This window comes from Pseudonocardia oceanicola (assembly GCF_047200735.1).
Classification (GTDB): Bacteria; Actinomycetota; Actinomycetes; order Mycobacteriales; family Pseudonocardiaceae; genus Pseudonocardia.
Map to the genome: position 1 here is coordinate 1 of NZ_JBJZON010000015.1, position 18,779 is coordinate 18,779.

11 protein-coding genes are annotated in these 18,779 nt (G+C 74.2%); 7 read left to right on the top strand and 4 right to left on the bottom strand.

Features of this window, described 5'->3' with window-relative positions; genetic code table 11:
- The first annotated feature begins 692 nt into the window (after window positions 1-692).
- The 7 genes from ACL02T_RS20555 (at window position 693) to ACL02T_RS20585 (ending at window position 13,542) form a co-directional block, all read left to right on the top strand.
- On the top strand, window positions 693-1,199 hold the full coding sequence (locus tag ACL02T_RS20555; RefSeq protein ID WP_412832349.1) for a single-stranded DNA-binding protein: 507 nt from the start codon (window positions 693-695) through the stop codon (window positions 1,197-1,199).
- A gap of 33 nt (window positions 1,200-1,232) precedes the next feature.
- Window positions 1,233-2,909: an energy-dependent translational throttle protein EttA gene (gene ettA, locus ACL02T_RS20560; protein WP_412832350.1), complete on the top strand. Its 1,677-nt coding sequence runs from the start codon at window positions 1,233-1,235 to the stop codon at window positions 2,907-2,909.
- A 79-nt stretch (window positions 2,910-2,988) separates the two neighbouring features.
- Entirely contained in the window at window positions 2,989-6,969 is a 3,981-nt protein-coding gene (locus ACL02T_RS20565) for a hypothetical protein (protein ID WP_412832351.1), read from the top strand.
- A 161-nt stretch (window positions 6,970-7,130) separates the two neighbouring features.
- The gene (locus ACL02T_RS20570) at window positions 7,131-11,837 is read left to right on the top strand and encodes an NAD-glutamate dehydrogenase (RefSeq protein ID WP_412832352.1); all 4,707 of its coding nucleotides are present in this window, start codon (window positions 7,131-7,133) and stop codon (window positions 11,835-11,837) included.
- A 146-nt stretch (window positions 11,838-11,983) separates the two neighbouring features.
- A complete protein-coding gene (locus ACL02T_RS20575) occupies window positions 11,984-12,451 on the top strand; it encodes an STAS domain-containing protein (protein WP_412832353.1) in 468 nt (155 codons plus the stop codon).
- A 12-nt stretch (window positions 12,452-12,463) separates the two neighbouring features.
- The gene (locus ACL02T_RS20580; RefSeq protein ID WP_412832354.1) at window positions 12,464-12,901 is read left to right on the top strand and encodes an acyl-CoA thioesterase; all 438 of its coding nucleotides are present in this window, start codon (window positions 12,464-12,466) and stop codon (window positions 12,899-12,901) included.
- Window positions 12,898-13,542: a DUF8185 domain-containing protein gene (locus ACL02T_RS20585; RefSeq protein WP_412832355.1), complete on the top strand. Its 645-nt coding sequence runs from the start codon at window positions 12,898-12,900 to the stop codon at window positions 13,540-13,542. The genes ACL02T_RS20580 and ACL02T_RS20585 overlap by 4 nt, the downstream gene beginning before the upstream one ends.
- 6 nt (window positions 13,543-13,548) lie before the next feature.
- Here the strand turns inward: ACL02T_RS20585 and ACL02T_RS20590 are convergent, their stop codons facing one another.
- The 4 genes from ACL02T_RS20590 to ACL02T_RS20605 are packed head-to-tail and all read right to left on the bottom strand — an operon-like array spanning window position 13,549 to window position 18,660.
- On the bottom strand, window positions 13,549-15,138 hold the full coding sequence (locus tag ACL02T_RS20590; protein ID WP_412832356.1) for an alpha-amylase family glycosyl hydrolase: 1,590 nt from the start codon (window positions 15,136-15,138) through the stop codon (window positions 13,549-13,551).
- A 35-nt stretch (window positions 15,139-15,173) separates the two neighbouring features.
- A complete protein-coding gene (locus ACL02T_RS20595) occupies window positions 15,174-15,557 on the bottom strand; it encodes a globin (protein ID WP_412832357.1) in 384 nt (127 codons plus the stop codon).
- Complete coding sequence (locus tag ACL02T_RS20600) at window positions 15,554-16,543, bottom strand: mechanosensitive ion channel family protein (RefSeq protein ID WP_412832358.1); 990 nt, start codon at window positions 16,541-16,543, stop codon at window positions 15,554-15,556. The genes ACL02T_RS20595 and ACL02T_RS20600 overlap by 4 nt, the downstream gene beginning before the upstream one ends.
- Window positions 16,540-18,660, bottom strand: coding sequence for a prolyl oligopeptidase family serine peptidase (locus ACL02T_RS20605; protein WP_412832359.1), 2,121 nt, complete (start codon window positions 18,658-18,660; stop codon window positions 16,540-16,542). Before ACL02T_RS20605 ends, ACL02T_RS20600 begins: the two co-directional genes overlap by 4 nt.
- Window positions 18,661-18,779 lie beyond the last annotated feature (119 nt).

Below are 18,779 nucleotides of genomic sequence, written 5' to 3' on the forward strand. Positions count from 1 at the left end.
TGCAGCGGTGCTGCGGGGCTTTTCTGTGTTGCTGGGGGCCCTTCCCGCGTTCCGCGCGACTGCGGTCAGAACCACCCCGCGTCGGCGGAGGGCGAGAAGCCGCGTTGTGGAACCATAACGCGCTCACACGGCCGGGATAGGCGCATTATGGAACCATAGTGCGTCCCAGTAGCTCGCAAAGGCCGTTACGGAACCATGACGCGTTGCCACCGTCCGGGAAGGCGCGTGATGGAACCGACGCATTCCAGCAGCTCGGAAAAGCGCGTTGTGGAAGCATAACGCGCTCCAGCGGGTTGGAAGGTCGCGCTGTGGAACCATAACGCTTTCCAGCGGCTTGTGTCGTCGCGTTGTGGAACCATAATGCGCTCCAGCGGCTTGGGTCGTCGCGTTGTGGAACCATAATGCGCTCCAGTGGATCGCGAGAGCGCGTCATGGGTGCATCACGCGGTCGGCCGGGGCGCGGAACCTGCAGCGGCGGGTAGCCGACCTCGGTCGAGCGGCCGCTTCTCCCGGTGCAGTTGGCGGCGGCCCCAGCACCTGCCACCGACACTTCGCCCTCACTTCCTGCGCGGTCCGCGAGGGCTGTCCCCATCCCGGTCCGGTTATCCACAAGGTCGGCATTCGCGTCGTCGAGCCTTCGTGTCGGCCGCATGCTCGACGCACCGGATCGATCGACACGAGGAGCGAGAGCGATGACCGAGATCCTGACGACCGTGGTGGGCCGGCTGACGAACGCACCCGTCACGCGCGACCTGGGCGGCGGCCGCGAGGTCGTCTCCTTCCGGATGGCGTGCAATCACGGCTACGTGGACCGCACGACCGGGCAGTGGAAGGAGTCGTCGACCTCCTACGTCTCCGTCGACATCTGGCGCCGACACCTGGGGCGCAACGTGCAGGGGTCGTTCACCAAGGGTGACCCGGTCGTCGCGCACGGTCGGCTGTACGTCCGTGACTACGAGCAGGAAGGGCGTACCCGGACGGCCGTCACGCTCGTCGCCGACGCCGTCGGGCCCGACCTGAACACGGCCATGGCCGTGGTCACGAGGGTGCGGCGAACCGCCGACGGCAGCCTCGTGGAGGAAGCCGGTATGGCGATGGGCGGTGAGGAGGACCGCGGGCAGGAGCACGTGCCGATCGAGGCCCGGTCCACAACGGGCGAGGAACGGCCGGCACCGGTGCCCGGGGCCGTACCGGCCTGAGGCCCCGGACCGGGCGGAACTACCATCGTGGGCGTGGCGGAGTTCATCTACACCATGAAGAACGTGCGCAAGGCGCACGGCGACAAGGTCATCCTCGACAACGCCTCGATCAGCTTCTACCCGGGAGCCAAGATCGGTGTCGTGGGGCCGAACGGCGCCGGCAAGTCGAGCGTGCTGCGGATCATGGCGGGGCTGGACCAGCCCAACAACGGTGACGCCTACCTGGCGCCCGGAGCGACGGTCGGCATCCTGCAGCAGGAACCTCCGCTGAACGAGGAGAAGACCGTCCTCGGGAACGTCGAGGAGGGTGTCGGCGAGATCAAGCAGAAGCTCGACCGGTACAACCAGATCGCCGAGCAGATGGCGACGGATTACTCGGACGCGCTGATGGAGGAGATGGGCACCCTCCAGGAGGAGCTCGACCACGCCGACGCCTGGGAGCTCGACTCCCAGCTCGAGCAGGCGATGGACGCGCTGCGGTGCCCGCCGCCGGACGCCGAGGTCAGCCATCTGTCCGGTGGCGAGCGGCGGCGGGTCGCGCTGTGCAAGCTCCTGCTGTCGAAGCCGGACCTCCTGCTGCTCGACGAGCCGACCAACCACCTCGACGCGGAGAGCGTGTTGTGGCTGGAGCAGTTCCTCAGCTCCTACCCGGGCGCGGTCCTGGCCGTCACCCACGACCGGTACTTCCTCGACAACGTGGCGCAGTGGATCCTCGAGCTGGACCGCGGCCGGACCTTCCCGTACGAGGGCAACTACTCCACCTATCTGGAGAAGAAGGCGGAGCGGCTCGCGGTCCAGGGCAAGAAGGACGCGAAGCTGCAGCGGCGTCTGAAGGAGGAGCTGGCCTGGGTCCGCTCCAACCCGAAGGCCCGCCAGGCGAAGAGCCGCTCGCGTCTCGACCGCTACGAGGAGATGGCGGCCGAGGCCGACCGCCACCGCAAGCTGGACTTCGAGGAGATCCAGATCCCGCCGGGCCCGCGCCTGGGCAACTCGGTCGTCGAGGTCTCGCACCTGGACAAGGGCTTCGACGGCCGACAGCTGATCAAGGACCTGTCCTTCTCGCTGCCCCGGAACGGCATCGTGGGCGTCATCGGACCGAACGGTGTCGGCAAGACCACGCTGTTCAAGACGATCGTGGGTCTGGAGAAGCCCGACTCGGGCGATGTGAAGGTCGGCGAGACGGTCAAGCTCTCCTACGTCGACCAGAACCGCGCCGGCATCGACCCGAAGAAGAACGTGTGGGAGGTCGTGTCCGACGGGCTCGACTACATCCACGTCGGGCAGACCGAGATGCCGTCGCGGGCCTACGTCGCGGCGTTCGGGTTCAAGGGGCCGGACCAGCAGAAGCCGGCGGGTGTGCTGTCCGGTGGTGAGCGGAACCGGCTGAACCTGGCTCTCACACTCAAGCAGGGCGGCAACCTCATCCTCCTCGACGAGCCGACGAACGACCTCGACGTCGAGACGCTGGGGTCCCTGGAGAACGCCCTGGAACAGTTCCCGGGGTGTGCGGTGGTGATCTCCCACGACCGGTGGTTCCTCGACCGCGTCGTGACCCACATCCTCGCGTGGGAGGGCACGGACGAGAACCCGGCCAGCTGGTTCTGGTTCGAGGGCAACTTCGAGGCGTACGAGAAGAACAAGATCGAGCGCCTCGGACAGGAGGCCGCGCGACCGCACCGTGTGACGCACCGTAAGCTGACCCGTGACTGAGAGCTATCACTCTCCGGTGACCTGAGGTCACGGAGCGGCAGCGGGAGCGACCCCGGAGTCGGGGTGCACGGGAGGGTGCATGTCCGAAGTGGTCCGGCACGACAGGGACCAGATCTCCGGGGCGGCGATGATCGACGTCGCCTCGTCGCTGCGGTGGAGCAGGCCGGATCTCACGGCCGACCTCGCCGGCCACCTCGCCGACGGTGTGCGGGCCGCCGACCCGGCGTTGTGGCTCGCGGCCCTCGGGTGGCGGGCGCACGGGATCGCCGCAGTGGGCGACGGCCGGTCGGCGGTCGTCGAGGCCCTCGCAGCGCTCGGGACCTCGGACGTCGACCTCGCCGGCCCGGAAGGGGCGCGCCTCGTCGTGGAGGTCGCCTCGGCCTGCCGGGACAACGGCGACGTCGCTCTCGGTCGACGACTGGCCCGGGCGGTTCTGGCTCGCCCCGACGCGTCGCCCGGGACCCGGCTCGATGCCCGGCTCGTCCTCGTGCGCTGTGCCTCCGGCGAGCAGGACGACGAGCTGCACAGCCTGATCGACGCCGCCCGTGCCGAGGCGCGCCGGTTGCCCGGCCCGGCCTTCGCCGCGGCCGTGGCGCTCGCGCAGGCGTCGGCCGCCCGCGAGCGCGCGCGCCCGGACGAAGCGGCCGACGCCGCCGCGGAAGGCCTCCGGATGCTCGGAGCCGGCGACGGTTCGGGTCCCGTTCCGGCAGCCCCCCACCTGGCCGACGCGCTCATCGCGCACCGACTCGGCGCGCTGCTCGAGACAGGGCAGCGCGCCGGCGCGCGGGCGCTGGCGGGCCGTGTGGCCGGGAGGGAACGGACGAGGGCCACCCGGCAGGCCGCTCAGCTCCGGCTCGTCCTCGCCCAGGTGACCGCCGACGACGGTCCCGCGGCCGAACGGGCCTTGGCCGAGGCCGCCGAGTTCGCGGCCGCGGTCGACTGTCCGGGACTCGAGGGGGCGTGCCGCGTCGCACTCGGCGACCTGGCGGAGAAGCAGGGCCGGCTCGACCTCGCCCTGGCCGCGACCCGGGCCGGGCTCGAGGCGGAGCACCGCGACACGGAGCGCGGCCAGAGGTTCCGCGAGCTGGTCACGGCGGCCGCCGAGCGGTTGGTCGGCGCCGGCACCGCGGCGGGGCGGCGTGCCCACGGCGGTAGCGGCTCGTCCACCGGCCGTGGAGGGGACGGACCGAGGCCGGTACGGGCCGGGGCTCCCTCGACCGGGGGGGCCTCGACCGGGGTGTCCTCGGCCGGGGCGGCCGGGTCCGACACCCCGACGCGCAACGGGGCAGCCCCGGCGCAGGGACCCGGGGTGGGCGCAGGAGCGACCAGCGCGATCGACGCCCTTCTGGACGGGCTCGACGCCGGTGTCCGCCCCTCGCCACCGGGTGCCGCGAGTGCTGGTTCGCGAGCCGGATCCCGGTCGGCGGGTCGCCGTCGACAGGCGTCCGAGGCCCCGCCCGAGGACGGGCGTGGTGGCCGGCGGCGCCGCTCGGCGGCCGGCACCACGGGAGCGGAGGCGGCGGGATCGACCGCGCTCGGCAGCGATGAGCCGGGCGCGTCCGACGGCGGGCAGAACGATCGTGTGGCCGAAGGGGAACCGCGAGCAGGACGCCCCGACCCTGCGGGCACGGCGGCGAACGCCGGCACCGTGAACTCGGCGCCGGAAGGCGAGCGGGTCGACCGGCGGTGGTCGGAGCTGCTCGGTGAGGTCGCGCGGGCGGTCCACTCGTCCGCCGAGCTCGGCACATCCGCGAGCGTGGAGCAGACCCCCGCGAGGCCGCGACAGCGGACCAGGGCGACGGCGGTCCCGATCGACGCTCCCGACCGGGGTGGGGCGTGGTCCTCCGGAGCTCTGCTCGGGGACGCCCTCATCTCCGAGCTGCGCGCCTCGGGCCGGTGGAACGACGACGACCGAGGCCCGTCCTGGCCGCGTCCGCGGGTCGAGGACGGTCGTCCCGGTGTCGCCGCCGGTCAGGGCGGTCGCACCGACAGGGCGGCCGACGCGGCGGCCGAGGGACCCGGCGAGCGGGGTGCGGCGGACGTGCCCGACACGTCGGCCGGCGCGGACGAGCGGGACGACCTCCGGCGACAGCGGCGCAGTGACGGGCTCGAGCAGCGCGGCGACGACACACATCGCGAACGGCAGGGGTACGACGCCCCGGCTCCCCACAGCCCCCGGGACGAGGAGCGCGGCGCCGACGCGCCGGCCTTGCAGCTCCGGGACCACGCCGACGAGCGGCCTGCGGAGGACCCGGCGACGGTCCTCGGTGGCCGGGAAGCGCGCCGGGCCCGCGACGGTGCGGTCGCCGAGAGCGACGCGAGCGGTGCCTCGGTGACGATGGGCGGTCGGGATGCGGACCGGTCCGCCGAGCCGCGCGGTGGCACCGTCGGGACCGATCTGGCTGCCGGCGGGAACGGCAGGCGCGGGTCGGGCGGCGGCGCGCGGTCCCGGTCCGGACGTTCGTCACGCGCGGGTTCGGCTGAGGCACAGGACGGAGCGCGTCGCTTGGCCGACCTCCTCGCCGCTGCCGACGGAGGGGGTCGCGCGGCGCGGCGGCGGGCCCGTGAGGCGGCCGAGGCGCAGGCCGAGCTCGGGTCGGTGACATCGCCGACGCGTGCAGGGACGTCCGGGGAACCCGAGGGCGTCGACGATCTCGGGCGCACCGACGACCTCCACCCCGGGGGTGGGCCGGGACGCTCGGGCGGGGCAGCCTGGGCAGGCGAGTCGGCGCGAGCCGCCGCCCCGGTGCGCCCGGGCGGAGCGGCACGTGCGAGCGGATCGCCGACGGCACGCGACCGGGCTCGAGAGGGCGAGTCGTACCGGGCGGGCGGGACGGGCAGCGTGCGGGTGTCCGAGCCGGGGAGTGCGTCGACGCCGGCCGGCACCTCGACGCCGGCAGACGGGTCTGACCGCACCGGTCGGTCGGGCCGCTCGGAGCCGGCGGGGGAGCCCACGGAGCCGTCGCCCGCAGCTCGGGCGGCCGACGACTGGCTGCGGTCGGCGATCGCCGAGCTGGACCGGGTGTGGGGCAAGCCGGACGCGTTGTCGAGCGCGGTGTTCCCGGTCGACCCGGCCGAACCGGGGACCGCCGCCCAGCCCGGGACATCCACCGAGCCCGCGGCCGCTGCCGACGGCGCGGACGCTGGCGGGGTCGGCACCTCGGTGGTGCTCGACCTGGTGCACGGGGACCGGCGGATCGGTTCGCCCGAGGTCGAGCGCGTCCTGCAGGGGCTCACCGACCGGTTGCGCGTGCACCTGCCCGGCCGGGGACGCGTCCGTACCGGGGACCCGAGCACGTTGCGGGTCGACCTGCCCGGGCGCGACCGGGCCGAGACCGCGGCGTGGCTGCACCCCGTGCTGCGGGACCTCGCCGCGAGTGCCGAGCGCACTACCGCGCGCACTGTCGAGCTGCGGGGCGCACGGTTGCGAGGGACCGTGCACGGGACCGACGGGGTCACGGGGGTCCAACTCGTGCAGGACCTCGAGCCGCCGTCGGTCACGGGCGGGTCCGCGACCGGGCGCGCCGCCGCGGGGTCGTTCCGGATGGAGGACCTGGCGGTACGGCCGGGGAGCGGCGGTCGTCGGCACCGGCGGGCGACGGGCTCCGGGGACCCGGAGGGCTCCCGCGGCTCGGACGACGAGGGCGAGCGGGACGGTTCGGCGTCCCGGCGCTCGGTGGACGGCGGCTCCGGCTCGGAGCCGGCCGCTTTCGACGGTGTCGAGCCGTCGGATCGGGGCAGCCAGGTCGGCGATGCTGTCGCCGGGTCCGAGGCTCGGTCCGGTCGGGCGGGCGCTTCCCGCGAGAGCGAGGCCGGAGCCCGCCGCACCGCCGCTGCCGACCGCCCGGCCGCTTCCGGCAGCCGCGTCCGGCCGGACGGGGGAACGCCGACGCAGGGCAGAGCCACGCGCGACGCACGGGCCGAGCCCGGCGGCGAGACCGGACACCACCCCGCGACCGAACCGGAGCCGGACGCGGCGACACCGCAGGAGCCGCCGACCGAGTCGCTGGGGCTCGGCGACCTCCTGGCGGGGGCGATGGCGGCGTACCGCGGGCTCTGATCCGGCCGCCCGCGGCGCGGTCCGTCCGTCGCTCACCCGTCGCGACCGTCCGCTCATCCAGCGTGAGCGGAGCGGCCGCGGGCCGAGGATGCGATCATCCGATCGGGGGCTAGGGTGGGCGCCACCCCGAGCAACCCTCGCATGATCCGGAGTCGCCGAGAATGAGCCGGACCCGTGAGCACACCACCGCCGCGGAGCCGGCCGGCGCGGAGCTGGACGGCCTGACCGCCCTGTACGCGCGGCACGCCCCGGCGGACGGGGTGCCCGCCCAGGACGGCGACTCCGGGCTGACGCCGCTGAGCGAGGTGGTCGCCGAGCAGCGCGCCCTCGCCGCGCGCCGGGTGGTGGGCGAGCCGCTGGTCCGCGTCGGCGGGTCGGCGGTCCGGATCGTCACCGACGACATGCCCTACCTCGTCGGTTCCACGCTGGCCGCGCTGTCGCGGGCCGGGGCGGAGGTGCGGCGGCTGCTGCACCCGATCGTCGTCGTGCGGCGCGACGTGGCGGGCCGGCTGCAGGAGGTCCTGCCCGACGCCGACCCCGCCGACCCGCCCCGCGGCGCCGTCGCCGAGTCCTGGATGCGCCTGGACGTGGACGGTTCCGTGGACGCCGCCCTCCTCACCGAGGAGCTGCGCGACACGCTGCACGACGTCCGCGAGCTCGTCGAGGACGGCGACCGCATGGAACGGCGGGTCCGCACCCTGGCCGACGAGCTGCTCGCCGACGAGCTGGTGCCCCGCGGCGTCCGCACGGACCGCGGCTCGGAGCGGCACGAGGTCGCCCAGTTCCTCCGCTGGCTCGCCGACGGTCACTTCACCTTCCTCGGCTACCGCCACTACCGGCTCGATGGCGAGCGGCTGCGCCCCGAGCTCGCGTCCGGGCTGGGCGTCTTGCGCCGGGACACGCTCGACAACGGCGCCTTCGTGCCCGACGGTGCCACGGAGCGGCCCGACGACCTCCTGATCCTGACCCGGGCCGGGATGCGTAGCCGGGTGCTGCGCCCCGTGCACCCCTACTACGTCGGCCTGCGCACCTTCGACCAGCACGGAGCGCTCACCGGAGAGCACCGGTTCCTCGGGATGCTCACCGTCCCGGGGATGTACGAGAGCGTGCTGGACATCCCGGTCGTCGCGCGCCGGGTGCGCCGCGCGATCCGCCGGGCGGGCTTCCCGCTCGAGTCCTACTCCGGGCAGCAGATGCTCGAGGTGGTCTCGGGGCTGCCGCGCGAGGAGCTGCTCAGCGCCGGCACCGAGTACCTGCACGACGTCGGCGTCGGCGTCCTCGGGCTGGCCGCCCGCCGGGCGGTGCGGGTGTTCCTGCGGAGGGACCCACACCACAGGTTCGTCTCCTGCCTGGTCTACGTGCCGCGCGACCGCTACACGACGACCAGCCGGTTGGCGATGGCCGAGGTTCTGCGCGACCGGCTGCGGGGCAGCACCGTCGACTACACCGCGCGCGTGACCGAGGCCCCGCACGCGCAGGTGCACTTCACGGTGCAGACCGACCCCGCGGCCCTGCCCGCCGACCCGGACCCGCACGAACTCACCGACGCGCTCACCGAGGCCGTCCGGACCTGGGACGACCGGCTCGTCGCCCGGCTCGGCGCCGCCGCGGTCACGGTTCCCGGGCTGCTCGCCGGCATTCCCGACTCCTACAAGGCGGACATCCCGCCCGAGCGCGCGGTCGAGGACCTCAAGCGGATCCTGGCGCTGCCCGAGGGTGGGTTCGACGTCCGCCTGCACCACGAGAACGGCGAGCGCCGGCTGGCGATCTACCTGGACGCGCCGGTGTCGCTCACCCGGATCCTGCCCGTGCTGCAGCACCTCGGCGTGGAGGTCGTCGACGAACAGCCGTCGGAGTTCGTCCGCCCGGACGGGCGCCGGTGCTGGCTGTACGACTTCGGGCTGCGGATCGACGCCGAGGACGCCGCCCTCGAGGGCCGGGACGAGGCGGCGCTGGACCGGGAGTTCTGCGCGGCGTTCCGCGCGACCTGGGGCGGCGAGGCGGAGGCGGACCGGTTCTCCGCGCTGGTCCTGCACGCCGGGCTGCACTGGCGGGAGGCGGCGCTGCTGCGGGCGTACGCCCGCTACGCACGACAGGTCGGCAGCACCTTCGGCGTGCAGTACATGGCGGACACGCTGCTGTCCCGGCCCGCCGTCGCGCGGGGGCTGGTGAAGCTCTTCCGCGCCCGCTTCGATCCGGCCGAGGACAACCGGCCGAAGGTCACCGAGGAGGCGCTCTCCGAGGTCACCGGCCTGATCGACCAGGTGACCGGGCTGGACGCGGACCGGATCCTGCGCGGCTTCCTGGCCATGATCGTCGCCACCCTGCGGACGAACTGGTTCCGCGACCGCGGCTTCACCTCCGTCAAGATCGACCCGGCGGCGGTGCCGGACATGCCCGCCCCCCGGCCGCGGTTCGAGATCTTCGTGTACTCGCCGCGGATCGAGGGCGTGCACCTGCGTTTCGGGCCGGTCGCCCGCGGGGGGCTGCGCTGGTCGGACCGTCCGCAGGACTTCCGCACCGAGATCCTGGGTCTGGTGAAGGCGCAGATGGTGAAGAACGCCGTGATCGTGCCGGTCGGGGCGAAGGGCGGGTTCGTCGTCCGCGCCGCGCGCCCGGACCCGGCCGAGGTCGAGGCCTGCTACCGGATCTTCATCTCCGGGCTGCTCGACGTCACCGACAACCTGGTGCGTGGCGAGACGGTGCCGCCGCCGGCGGTCGTGTGCCACGACGGGGAGGACTCCTACCTCGTCGTGGCCGCGGACAAGGGCACGGCGCGGTTCTCCGACGTCGCCAACGAGGTCGCCGCGAGCTACGGGTTCTGGCTCGGCGACGCGTTCGCCTCCGGCGGCTCGGTCGGCTACGACCACAAGGCGATGGGCATCACCGCCCGCGGCGCGTGGGAGAGCGTGAAGCGGCACTTCTCCGAGCTCGGGGTCGACACCCAGACCCAGGACTTCACCGTCGTCGGCGTCGGCGACATGTCCGGCGACGTGTTCGGCAACGGCATGCTGCTCTCCGAGCACATCCGGCTGGTCGCGGCGTTCGACCACCGGCACGTCTTCGTCGACCCCACCCCGGACGCCGCGCGCGGTCACGCGGAGCGTCGCCGGCTGTTCGAGCTGCCGCGCAGCACCTGGGACGACTACGACCGCTCGGCCGTCAGCCCCGGTGGCGGGGTCTGGCCGCGCACGGCGAAGGCCGTGCCGGTCGGCCCGGAGATGCGGGAGGCGCTCGGCCTGCCCGACCACGTGGTCACCCTGAGCCCGCCCGAGCTGATCCGGGCGATCCTGCTCGCCCCCGCCGACCTGCTGTGGAACGGCGGCATCGGCACCTACGTCAAGGCTTCCACCGAGGCGCACGCCGACGCCGGGGACAAGGCCAACGACGTCATCCGGGTCGACGGCCGCGAACTGCGGGTCAAGGTCGTCGGTGAGGGCGGCAACCTCGGGCTGACCCAGCGCGGCCGCATCGAGTACGCCCGGCACGGCGGCCGGGTCAACACCGACGCGATCGACAACTCGGCCGGCGTGGACTGCTCCGACCACGAGGTCAACATCAAGATCCTGCTGGACCGGCTGGTCACCGTCGGCGAGCTGGACCGCCCCGGGCGCGACGCGCTGCTGGCGGAGATGACCGACGAGGTCGCCGCGCTGGTCCTCGCCGACAACACCGACCAGAACGCCGTCCTCGGCGTCGCCCGCTCCCACACCGGCGAGATGACCAACGTGCACGCCCGGGTCGTCGCCGACCTGGAGGAGCGCACCGGCCTGGACCGGGCGCTCGAGGTGCTCCCGACGCCCGCGGGGTTCCAGGCGCTGGAGCGGTCCGGGGACGGCCTGACCGGGCCGGAGCTGTCGACGCTGCTCGCGCACGTGAAGCTCGACCTCAAGCGGCGACTGCTCGACAGCGACCTGCTGGAGGGAGCCGCGTTCGCGCCGCGGCTGCCCGAGTACTTCCCCCACCCGCTGCGCGAGCGCTTCCCCGGCGCCGTCCGCCGGCACCCGCTGCACCGCGAGATCCTGTGCACGCTGCTGGTGAACGAGATGGTCGACGGTGCCGGGATCACCTTCGCCTTCCGGCTGGGCGAGGAGACCGCCGCCGGGCCGTCGGACGCGGTCCGCGCCTATGCCGTCGTGACCGGGGTGTACGCCCTGCGCGCCCACTGGAGGCAGATCCGCGAGGCCCGTCTGCCGGTGGAGGTCGCCGACCGGCTCGTCCTCGAGTCGCGACGGCTGCTCGACCGCGCCTCGCGCTGGTTCCTCGGCAACCGCCCGCAACCCCTGGCCGTCGGGGCCGAGGCCGCGCGCTTCGCCGGACAGGTCCGCACGCTGCGCCGCCGGCTCCCGGAGCTGCTCACGGGCCGGGAGCAGGAGACCGTGCGGACCAGGATCGCCGCCCTGCTCGACGAGGGCGTACCGGAGCAGTTGGCCCGGCGCGCGGCGACCGCGGTGCACGGGTTCGGCCTGCTCGACGTCGTCGAGCTGATCGAGCTGTCCGAGCGCGACGGCGAGCCCCGGGACCCGGAGGAGGTTGCGCGCACCTACTTCGCGCTGAGCGACCACCTGGGCGTCGACGTCGCGCTGACCTCGGTCAGCGCGCTGCCGCGGGGTGACCGCTGGCACCAGCTCGCGCGGCTCGCCCTGCGCGACGACCTCTACGGCTCGCTGCGCTCCATCACCCTCGACGCGCTGCGCGAGGCCGCGCCGGGCACCTCCGTGCCGGACACGATCGCGCAGTGGGAGCGGGCCAACGCGTCGCGGCTGGTCCGGGCGCGGGCGGCGCTGCAGGAGATCGCCGGAGCCGGGCAGCTGGATCTCGCCACGCTCTCGGTGGTGTCCCGGCAGCTGCGGGGCCTCGCCCGGTAGACCCGCAGGTCGTTGCGCAGGCACGGGCCCCTTGCCTCCCGGGCTCCGCGCTGATGCAATCGGGCCCCTGGCGGCCTGCTGTTCCGGGAGCCCGTGGTGGGCCACGGGGCTCCCGTCGTGACCGACGACGAGCCGAAGGATCCCTCATGGACGAGCGAGACGCGACCGTGGTGGCGCTGCCGTCCACGCGCGGGTTCCCGGCCGGCACCCCCCTCGAGATGCGGGCCGTGTACCCGGTGCCCTGGCTGGCCGTGTTGCAGCTGACGGGCGAGATCGACATGAGCACCTGCGGCGCCATGGGAAGGTGGGTGGAGTCGCACCCGGCCGAGCGGGTCGTGGTGGACCTGACGGAGGTGGATCTCCTGGCCGCCTGCGGGGCGCGCCGCCTCGCCGAGGTCCGCGAGACGCTCCGGAACCGGGGGAGCGAGCTGTGCGTCGTGGTGTCCGGCGACCCGCTGCAGGAGCAGATCCTGCGGGTGGTCGGGAGCTTCGACCTGTACGGGTCGGTGGTGTCGGCCTGCCGTGGCGGCGAGGACTTCCGGCCGCCCGGCCCGTCCACCCTCCCGCCCGGTCGCGGTGGCGGAGGTGCCGGCCGCGGCCGCGTGAGCGGGTGAGAGGGTGGGTGCGTGGCCCGCTACGTCGCCCAGGTCCCGCTGCGGTGGACCGACCAGGACTCCTACCGGCACCTGAACCACGCCCGGGCGGTCACGCTCCTCGAGGAGGCCCGCATCGACCTGATGTTCACCGCGGCCGCGGCGGCGGGTGTCGGCAGCTTCGCCGAGGGGCTGCTGGTGGCCGGGCTGGGCGTGGAGTACCGCCGACAGATCCCGTACCGGGCGCACGACCTGCGGGTGGAGATGACCGTGCGGGAGGTGCGGGCGGCGTCGTTCACGATCGACTACGTGATGCGCGACGGGCCCGCGGAGTCCGACCGGGTCGCGATCGAGGCCGAGACCCGCATGGCGCTGTTCGACCTGCGGGGGCAGCGTCCGCGCCGGCTCACCGCCGAGGAGAAGGCGTTCCTGCTGCGCTGGGCACCCGAGGCGAGCGGGGCCGCGTCATGACCCTCCGGTTCGCCGACCCGTCCGAGCGCGACGACCTCGGCGCCTTCACCGCTCGCCTGGTCCGCCTCGACCAGTCCGCCGCGGTGCGGCTGCGCGCCGCGCGGGGGCGGGTGACGGCGTGGGCCCCGACCCCGTTCGAGGTGCTGGCCACCCGCTCGGTCGCCGGGGAGATGGAGCCCGCCGACGTCACCGTGCAGGGATCGGCGCTGCTCACCGCGCTGGCCGTGGACCGGTCGGCCGACGTGGACCTCGCCGACGCCACCGGGTTCTGGACGGGCATGTTGCCGCCGGACGAGGGCTGGACGCGGCTCGAGGACGTCCCGGCCCGCGAGCTGGAGGCCCTGACCGAGCGCGGGCTGACCCTGGCCCGGGAGCACGGCGGGCCGCTGGGGCCGCCGGCGTCGCTGCTCGACCAGACCGTGCTGACCGTCTCCGGCGAGGTCCCGGGGAAGGTGTCGGTGCCGATGCGGGCGCTGTTCGCCCTGTCCGGCATGGGCTTTCTCGGCGGGGCGGACACCGGCGCGGGAGCGGGGCCCGAACCGGTGGTGCGGGTCTCCGCGAGCGGCTCCTGGATGCGGCTGGACGCCCGCTTCGGCGCCGTCGTCCGGCGGCGGGTCACCTCGCTGCCGCTGCTGACCTGACGCGGATCAGGCGAGCCAGGCGGCCGTGTCCGGGGGCAGCTCGCCGCAGTCCGTGAGCGGGGCGCTGGTGAGCAGGACGTCGCCGGGCGGCAGCGGCACGGCGCGGTCACCGGCATTGAGCGCACACACGAGCGTGGAGCCGGTGCGGCGGAAGGCGAGGCAGCCCGGCGGGGCGCCGAACCACTCGACCCGCTCGCCGTGGAACGCGGCGTGGGTGCGGCGCAGGTCGAGTGCCCGGCGGTAGAGCGAGAGCGTGGAGTCCGGGTCCTCGAGCTGCTCCGCCGCCGTCAGCGCGCCGAACCCCTCGGGCATCGGCAGCCAGGGCGTACCGGTGGTGAAGCCGTAGCCGGGGCCCTCGCCCTCCCACGGCAGCGGCACCCGCGCGCCGTCCCGGCCGGGGTCGGTGTGCCCGGACAGCTCCCAGGTCGGGTCCCGGCGCGCGTCGTCGGGCACCGTGACGTCGGGCAGGCCCAGCTCGTCGCCGTGGTAGAGGTACGCCGTGCCCGGCAGGGCCAGTGCGACCAGGGCCATCGCCCGGGCCCGGGACAGGCCGAGCGTGCCCTCCCCGTACCGCGAGGCCGGGCGGACGACGTCGTGGTTCGCCAGCGTCCAGACCGCCGGCGCGCCGACCGACGCGGCCGCGTCGAGCGTGCGGTCGACGGCCTCGCGCACCGCCGCCGCGTCGAAGGGTGCGTCGCGCAGCGCGGAGTGGAAGGCGAGGTGCAGTTCGTCGCGACGCACGTAGCAGGCCCACCGGGCGTCGTCGCGGACGGTGCCGACCTCGCCGACGGCCATCCGGTCCGGGTAGTGGTCGAGCACCGCGCGGATCATCCGGTGCACGTCGTGCACCGGGTCCTGGTCGAAGCGGGGATCGGTGAGCTCGTCGGACACCGGGGTCCAGCCCGGCTGGCGGCGGTCGTCGGGCAGCCCGCCGGCCTTGGCCATGCCGTGCGCGACGTCGATCCGCAGTCCGTCGACACCCTGGTCGCACCAGAACCGCAGCGTCTTCTCCAGGTCCGCCCAGACCTCGGGGTTCTCCCAGTTCAGGTCCGGCTGTCCCGGGGCGAACAGGTGCAGGTACCACTCGTCCGGCCGGCTCGTGCCGTCCTCGTCGGTCACGGTGAGCCGCGTCCACGCGGGCCCGCCGAACACGCTCTGCCAGTTGTTCGGCGGCCGCTCGCCGCGCTCGCCCCGGCCGGGGTGGAAGTGGTAGCGGGCCCGCTCCGGGCTGCCCGGCGCCGACGACACCGCCGCGCGGAACCACTCGTGCCGGTCGGAGGTGTGGTTGGGCACCACGTCGACGATCACGCGCAGGCCGTGGGCGTGCGCGTCGGCGATCAGCCCGGCGAGGTCGTCGAGATCGCCGAGCAGCGGGTCGACCTCGCGCGGGTCGGTCACGTCGTGGCCGTGGTCGACACCGGGGCACGGGTCGACGGCGCTCAGCCAGAGGGCGTCGACCCCGAGCAGTTCCAGGTACCCGAGCCGGCTGCGGACCCCCGCGAGGTCACCGATCCCGTCGCCGTCCGAGTCGGCGAAGCTGCGGACGTAGACCTGGTAGACGACGGCCTCCGCCCACCACCGTCCGTCGTGCCGCACGAGGGACCATCATGCCAAACGGATCGTCGCCGCTCCTAGAAGCCGGAGTTGACCATGCTCGCGGCCGCGTACTCCAGGTACTGCCAGAGCTGGGCGCGGTGGGCCTCGTCGAGGTCGGCCTCGTCGACGGCGACGCGCATGCAGCGCAGCCACGCGTCCCGCTCGATCGGCCCGATCCGGAACGGGAAGTGCCGCATCCGCAGGCGTGGGTGACCGCGCTGCTCCGAGTAGGTGCGCGGGCCGCCCCAGTACTGCTCGAGGAACATCCGCAGCCGGTCCTCGGCCGGGCCCAGGTCCTCCTCCGGGTAGAGCGGGCGGAGGATCTCGTCCTCGCGGACCTGTTCGTAGAAGCGGTGGACGATCTGGTGGAAGACCGTGTGGCCCCCCACCTCCGCGTAGAAGTTCTGCGGCGCAGTCACGCCCCCAGTCTCCCCCCGAGCCCGAGCGGCAGCGGACGGGGGACGCCCTCGTCGTCGAACGCGTCGGTGATGGCGGCGTTGAGCGCGCGCTGCACGGCCCACTGCTTGCCCGGGTTGACCTTGACGGTGAGCCGCAACGTGGCGCCCTCGGCGGTGACCTTCTCGACGCCGAGGACCTCCGGCTCCTCCAGCACGTCCGCGGCGATGTCCTCCTGGGCGACGCGTTCGACGGCCGCCCGCCCGGCCAGCTCGGAGGCCTCGGCCATGTCCGCGTGGTGTGCCAGCGGCAGGTCGACCACGGCCACGGCGTAGCCCTGGCTCTTGTTGCCGACGCGCAGGATCTCGCCGTTGCGCACGTACCAGACCGTGCCCTGCAGGTCCCGGATGGTGGTGATGCGCAGGCCGACCGCCTCGACCGTGCCGCTGGCCTCGCCGAGGTCCACGATGTCGCCGACGCCGTACTGGTCCTCGAGCAGCATGAACATGCCGGACAGGAAGTCGCGCACCAGGTTCTGCGCGCCGAAACCGACCGCGACGCCGACGATCCCGGCCGACGCCAGGATGGGCCCGAGCGCGACGCCGAACTCGGCGAGGATCATCACCGCCGCGATCAGCAGGAGCACCGCGGAGGTGATCGAGCGCAGCACCGAGCCGATGGTGCGGGCGCGCTGGACGCGCCGCTGCGAGATCAGCGGGGTGGCGCGGATCCGCCGGGGCGCGCGGCCGAGCAGCTTGGAGATCCGGCCGTTCGAGGCGCCGTCCACCACCCGGCTGATCGCCCGGTGCAGCAGCTTCCGCGCGACGAGGGCGACCACGACGATCAACACGATCTTGATCGCGCCGTTGACCACGACGTCGGCCGAGCGGGCCAGGAAGTCGTTGTTGGTCCACTCGTAGAAGCGTGCGCACCAGCTCCCGGCCTCGGCGGCGCAGGCGGGTGGATCGGCGAGGGGCAGGCCGTCGACGGCGTCCTGCAGGGGGATCACGACAACTCCAGACCGGTGTGGAAGGCCAGGAAGGCCAGGGTGTCCACGGACAGCGCAACGGTGCGCGAGATCGACCGCGCCCCGTGTCCGACGTCGGTCTCGCGACGCAGCAGCACGGGCCGGTCGAGCAGGTCGGCGGTGGTGGCGTGCTGCAGCGCCGCGCACATCTTGCGGGCGTGCAGCGGGTCGACGCGGGTGTCCGACTCGAACACGGTGAAGAGCGTGGCCGGGTACGCCACGCCCTCCCGGACGTGGTGGTACGGCGAGTAGGAGAGCAGCCAGCCGAGCTGCTCCGGGTCGTCGGCGGTGCCGTACTCGTCGTTCCAGGTGCGGCCCAGGGAGAACAGCTCGTAGCGGACCATGTCCAGCAGCGGCGCCGAGCAGACGACGGCGGCGTAGAGGTCGGGGCGCTGGGTCAACGCGGCACCGACCAGCAGCCCGCCGTTGGAGCCGCCCTGGATGCCGAGCTGCGCGGGCGTGGTGGTGCCCGCGGCGACCAGGGCCTCGCCGGCCGCGTGGAAGTCGTCGAACACGTTCTGCTTGTTCGCGCGGTTGCCGGCGAGGTGCCAGGCCTCGCCCTCCTCGCTGCCTCCGCGCAGCCCGACCAGCGCGTACGCGCCGCCCGAGGCGACCCAGGCCAGGGCCGACGACGTGTACGCCGGTTCACGGGCGATCGAGAAGCCGCCGTAGCCGGTCATCAGGGCGGGCCACGGGCCGTCGCCCTCGGCGGGGGTGACCACGAACATCCGGACCGTGGTGCCGTCCCGCGAGGTGAACTCGCGCAGCTCGGAGCGGACGGCGGGCAGCTCGACCTGCCCGGGCGCGGTCGCCTCGAGCACGGTCGCGCCGCGCGCGAAGCGGTGCACCTGCGCCGGGGTCACGAGGTCGGTCCAGCCGATCCACACCTGCCCGAAGCGCTGCGGGGTGTCCCGGTCGGCGACCGTCAGGCCGGTCAGCGAGCCGGTGCCCGGCAGCGGGATCTCGCCGACCGGCGTGCCGTCGACGGCGTGCAGGGTCAGTTCGGCCACGGCGTGCCGGGCGCGGGCGACGACGAGGCGCGGCCCGTCGTCCGTCCCGGGGGCGGGTTCGAGCCAGCGGACGGCCTGCAGCACCGAGCCGGGGTCCTCGGGAACCAGGTCCTGCCAGTGCTCGCGCTGCGGGGTGGCCGGGTCGGTGACGGCGAGCCGCCAGCGCGGCGCCCCGTCCGTGGTGTGCACGTAGAGGCGCCCGTCGCGCTCGACCCAGCAGGTGGCCTGGACGTCGTCGGCCTGGGTGAGGACCGGGACGAGCTCCGGGGTCTTGCCGTCGCCGAGCTCGGTGATCCACACGCTGTCGCGGCGGGCGGTACCGACGTTCGCGGTCACGACCAGCCAGCGGCCGTCCCGGGACACGCGCACGCCGTAGTAGGTGTGCCGCTCGTAGAGCCCGGGGCCGGTGACCAGCTCGTCCTCGGTGTCGGGGGTGCCGACCCGGTGCCGCCAGACGCGGCGATGGAAGTCCTCCTCGCCGTCGGTGACCTCGCCGGGGGCGACCTTGCGCACGTAGACGAACTCGGCGCCGCCGGGCAGCCACGCCACCGACGAGTAGCGGCAGCGGTCGATCGGGCCCTCGACGACCTCACCGGTCGCGACGTCGAGCAGGTACAGGACCGACTGCTCGTCGCCGCCGTGGGAGACCTGGTAGGCGATCCGGTTGCCCTCCAGGTCCGGCACCCACGTGTCGAGCGTGGTCAGGCCGGACGGGTCGAGGGCGACCGGGTCGAGAAGGGCCCGCTCCCGGACCGATCCCGCCCCGTCGGGCTCGCGGACGTACACGACCGCGTGCTCCTGGCCCGGCTCGCGGCGGGAGAAGAACGCCCGCCCGGCCCGCCAGAGCGGCACCGAGACGGAGCCGGCGGAGAGCAGCTCGCGCAGCCGCGACTCGAGGACCTCGCGGCCGGGCAGGGCGTCGAGCCGGCTGCGGGCGAGCTCGTCCTGCGCCGCCGACCACTCGCGGGTCCGCGGGTCCTCCGGGTCCTCGAGCCGGCGGTACGGATCGGCGACCCGGCGCCCGTGCAGCTCCTCGACGAGGTCGAGCCGGGGAGCCTCCGGATAGCGCGCGGGGCGGGACGTGCTCACACGATCGGAGGTTACGTGACCTTCCCGTGCGCACCTCCGGGGCCCGGGGACGGGGCGTGGGTCCGCGCTGTGCTGTGCCTCGCCGGGCCGGACCCGGGGTCGCCGTGCGGCACGCGGCC

Bases quoted from the DNA above. Each gene is read 5' to 3' on its own strand.
- ACL02T_RS20555 (WP_412832349.1), top strand. From the start codon at position 693: ATGACCGAGATCCTGACGACCGTGGTGGGCCGGCTGACGAACGCACCC.
- ACL02T_RS20565 (WP_412832351.1), top strand. From the start codon at position 2,989: ATGTCCGAAGTGGTCCGGCACGACAGGGACCAGATCTCCGGGGCGGCG.
- ACL02T_RS20570 (WP_412832352.1), top strand. From the start codon at position 7,131: ATGAGCCGGACCCGTGAGCACACCACCGCCGCGGAGCCGGCCGGCGCG.
- ACL02T_RS20575 (WP_412832353.1), top strand. From the start codon at position 11,984: ATGGACGAGCGAGACGCGACCGTGGTGGCGCTGCCGTCCACGCGCGGG.
- ACL02T_RS20585 (WP_412832355.1), top strand. From the start codon at position 12,898: ATGACCCTCCGGTTCGCCGACCCGTCCGAGCGCGACGACCTCGGCGCC.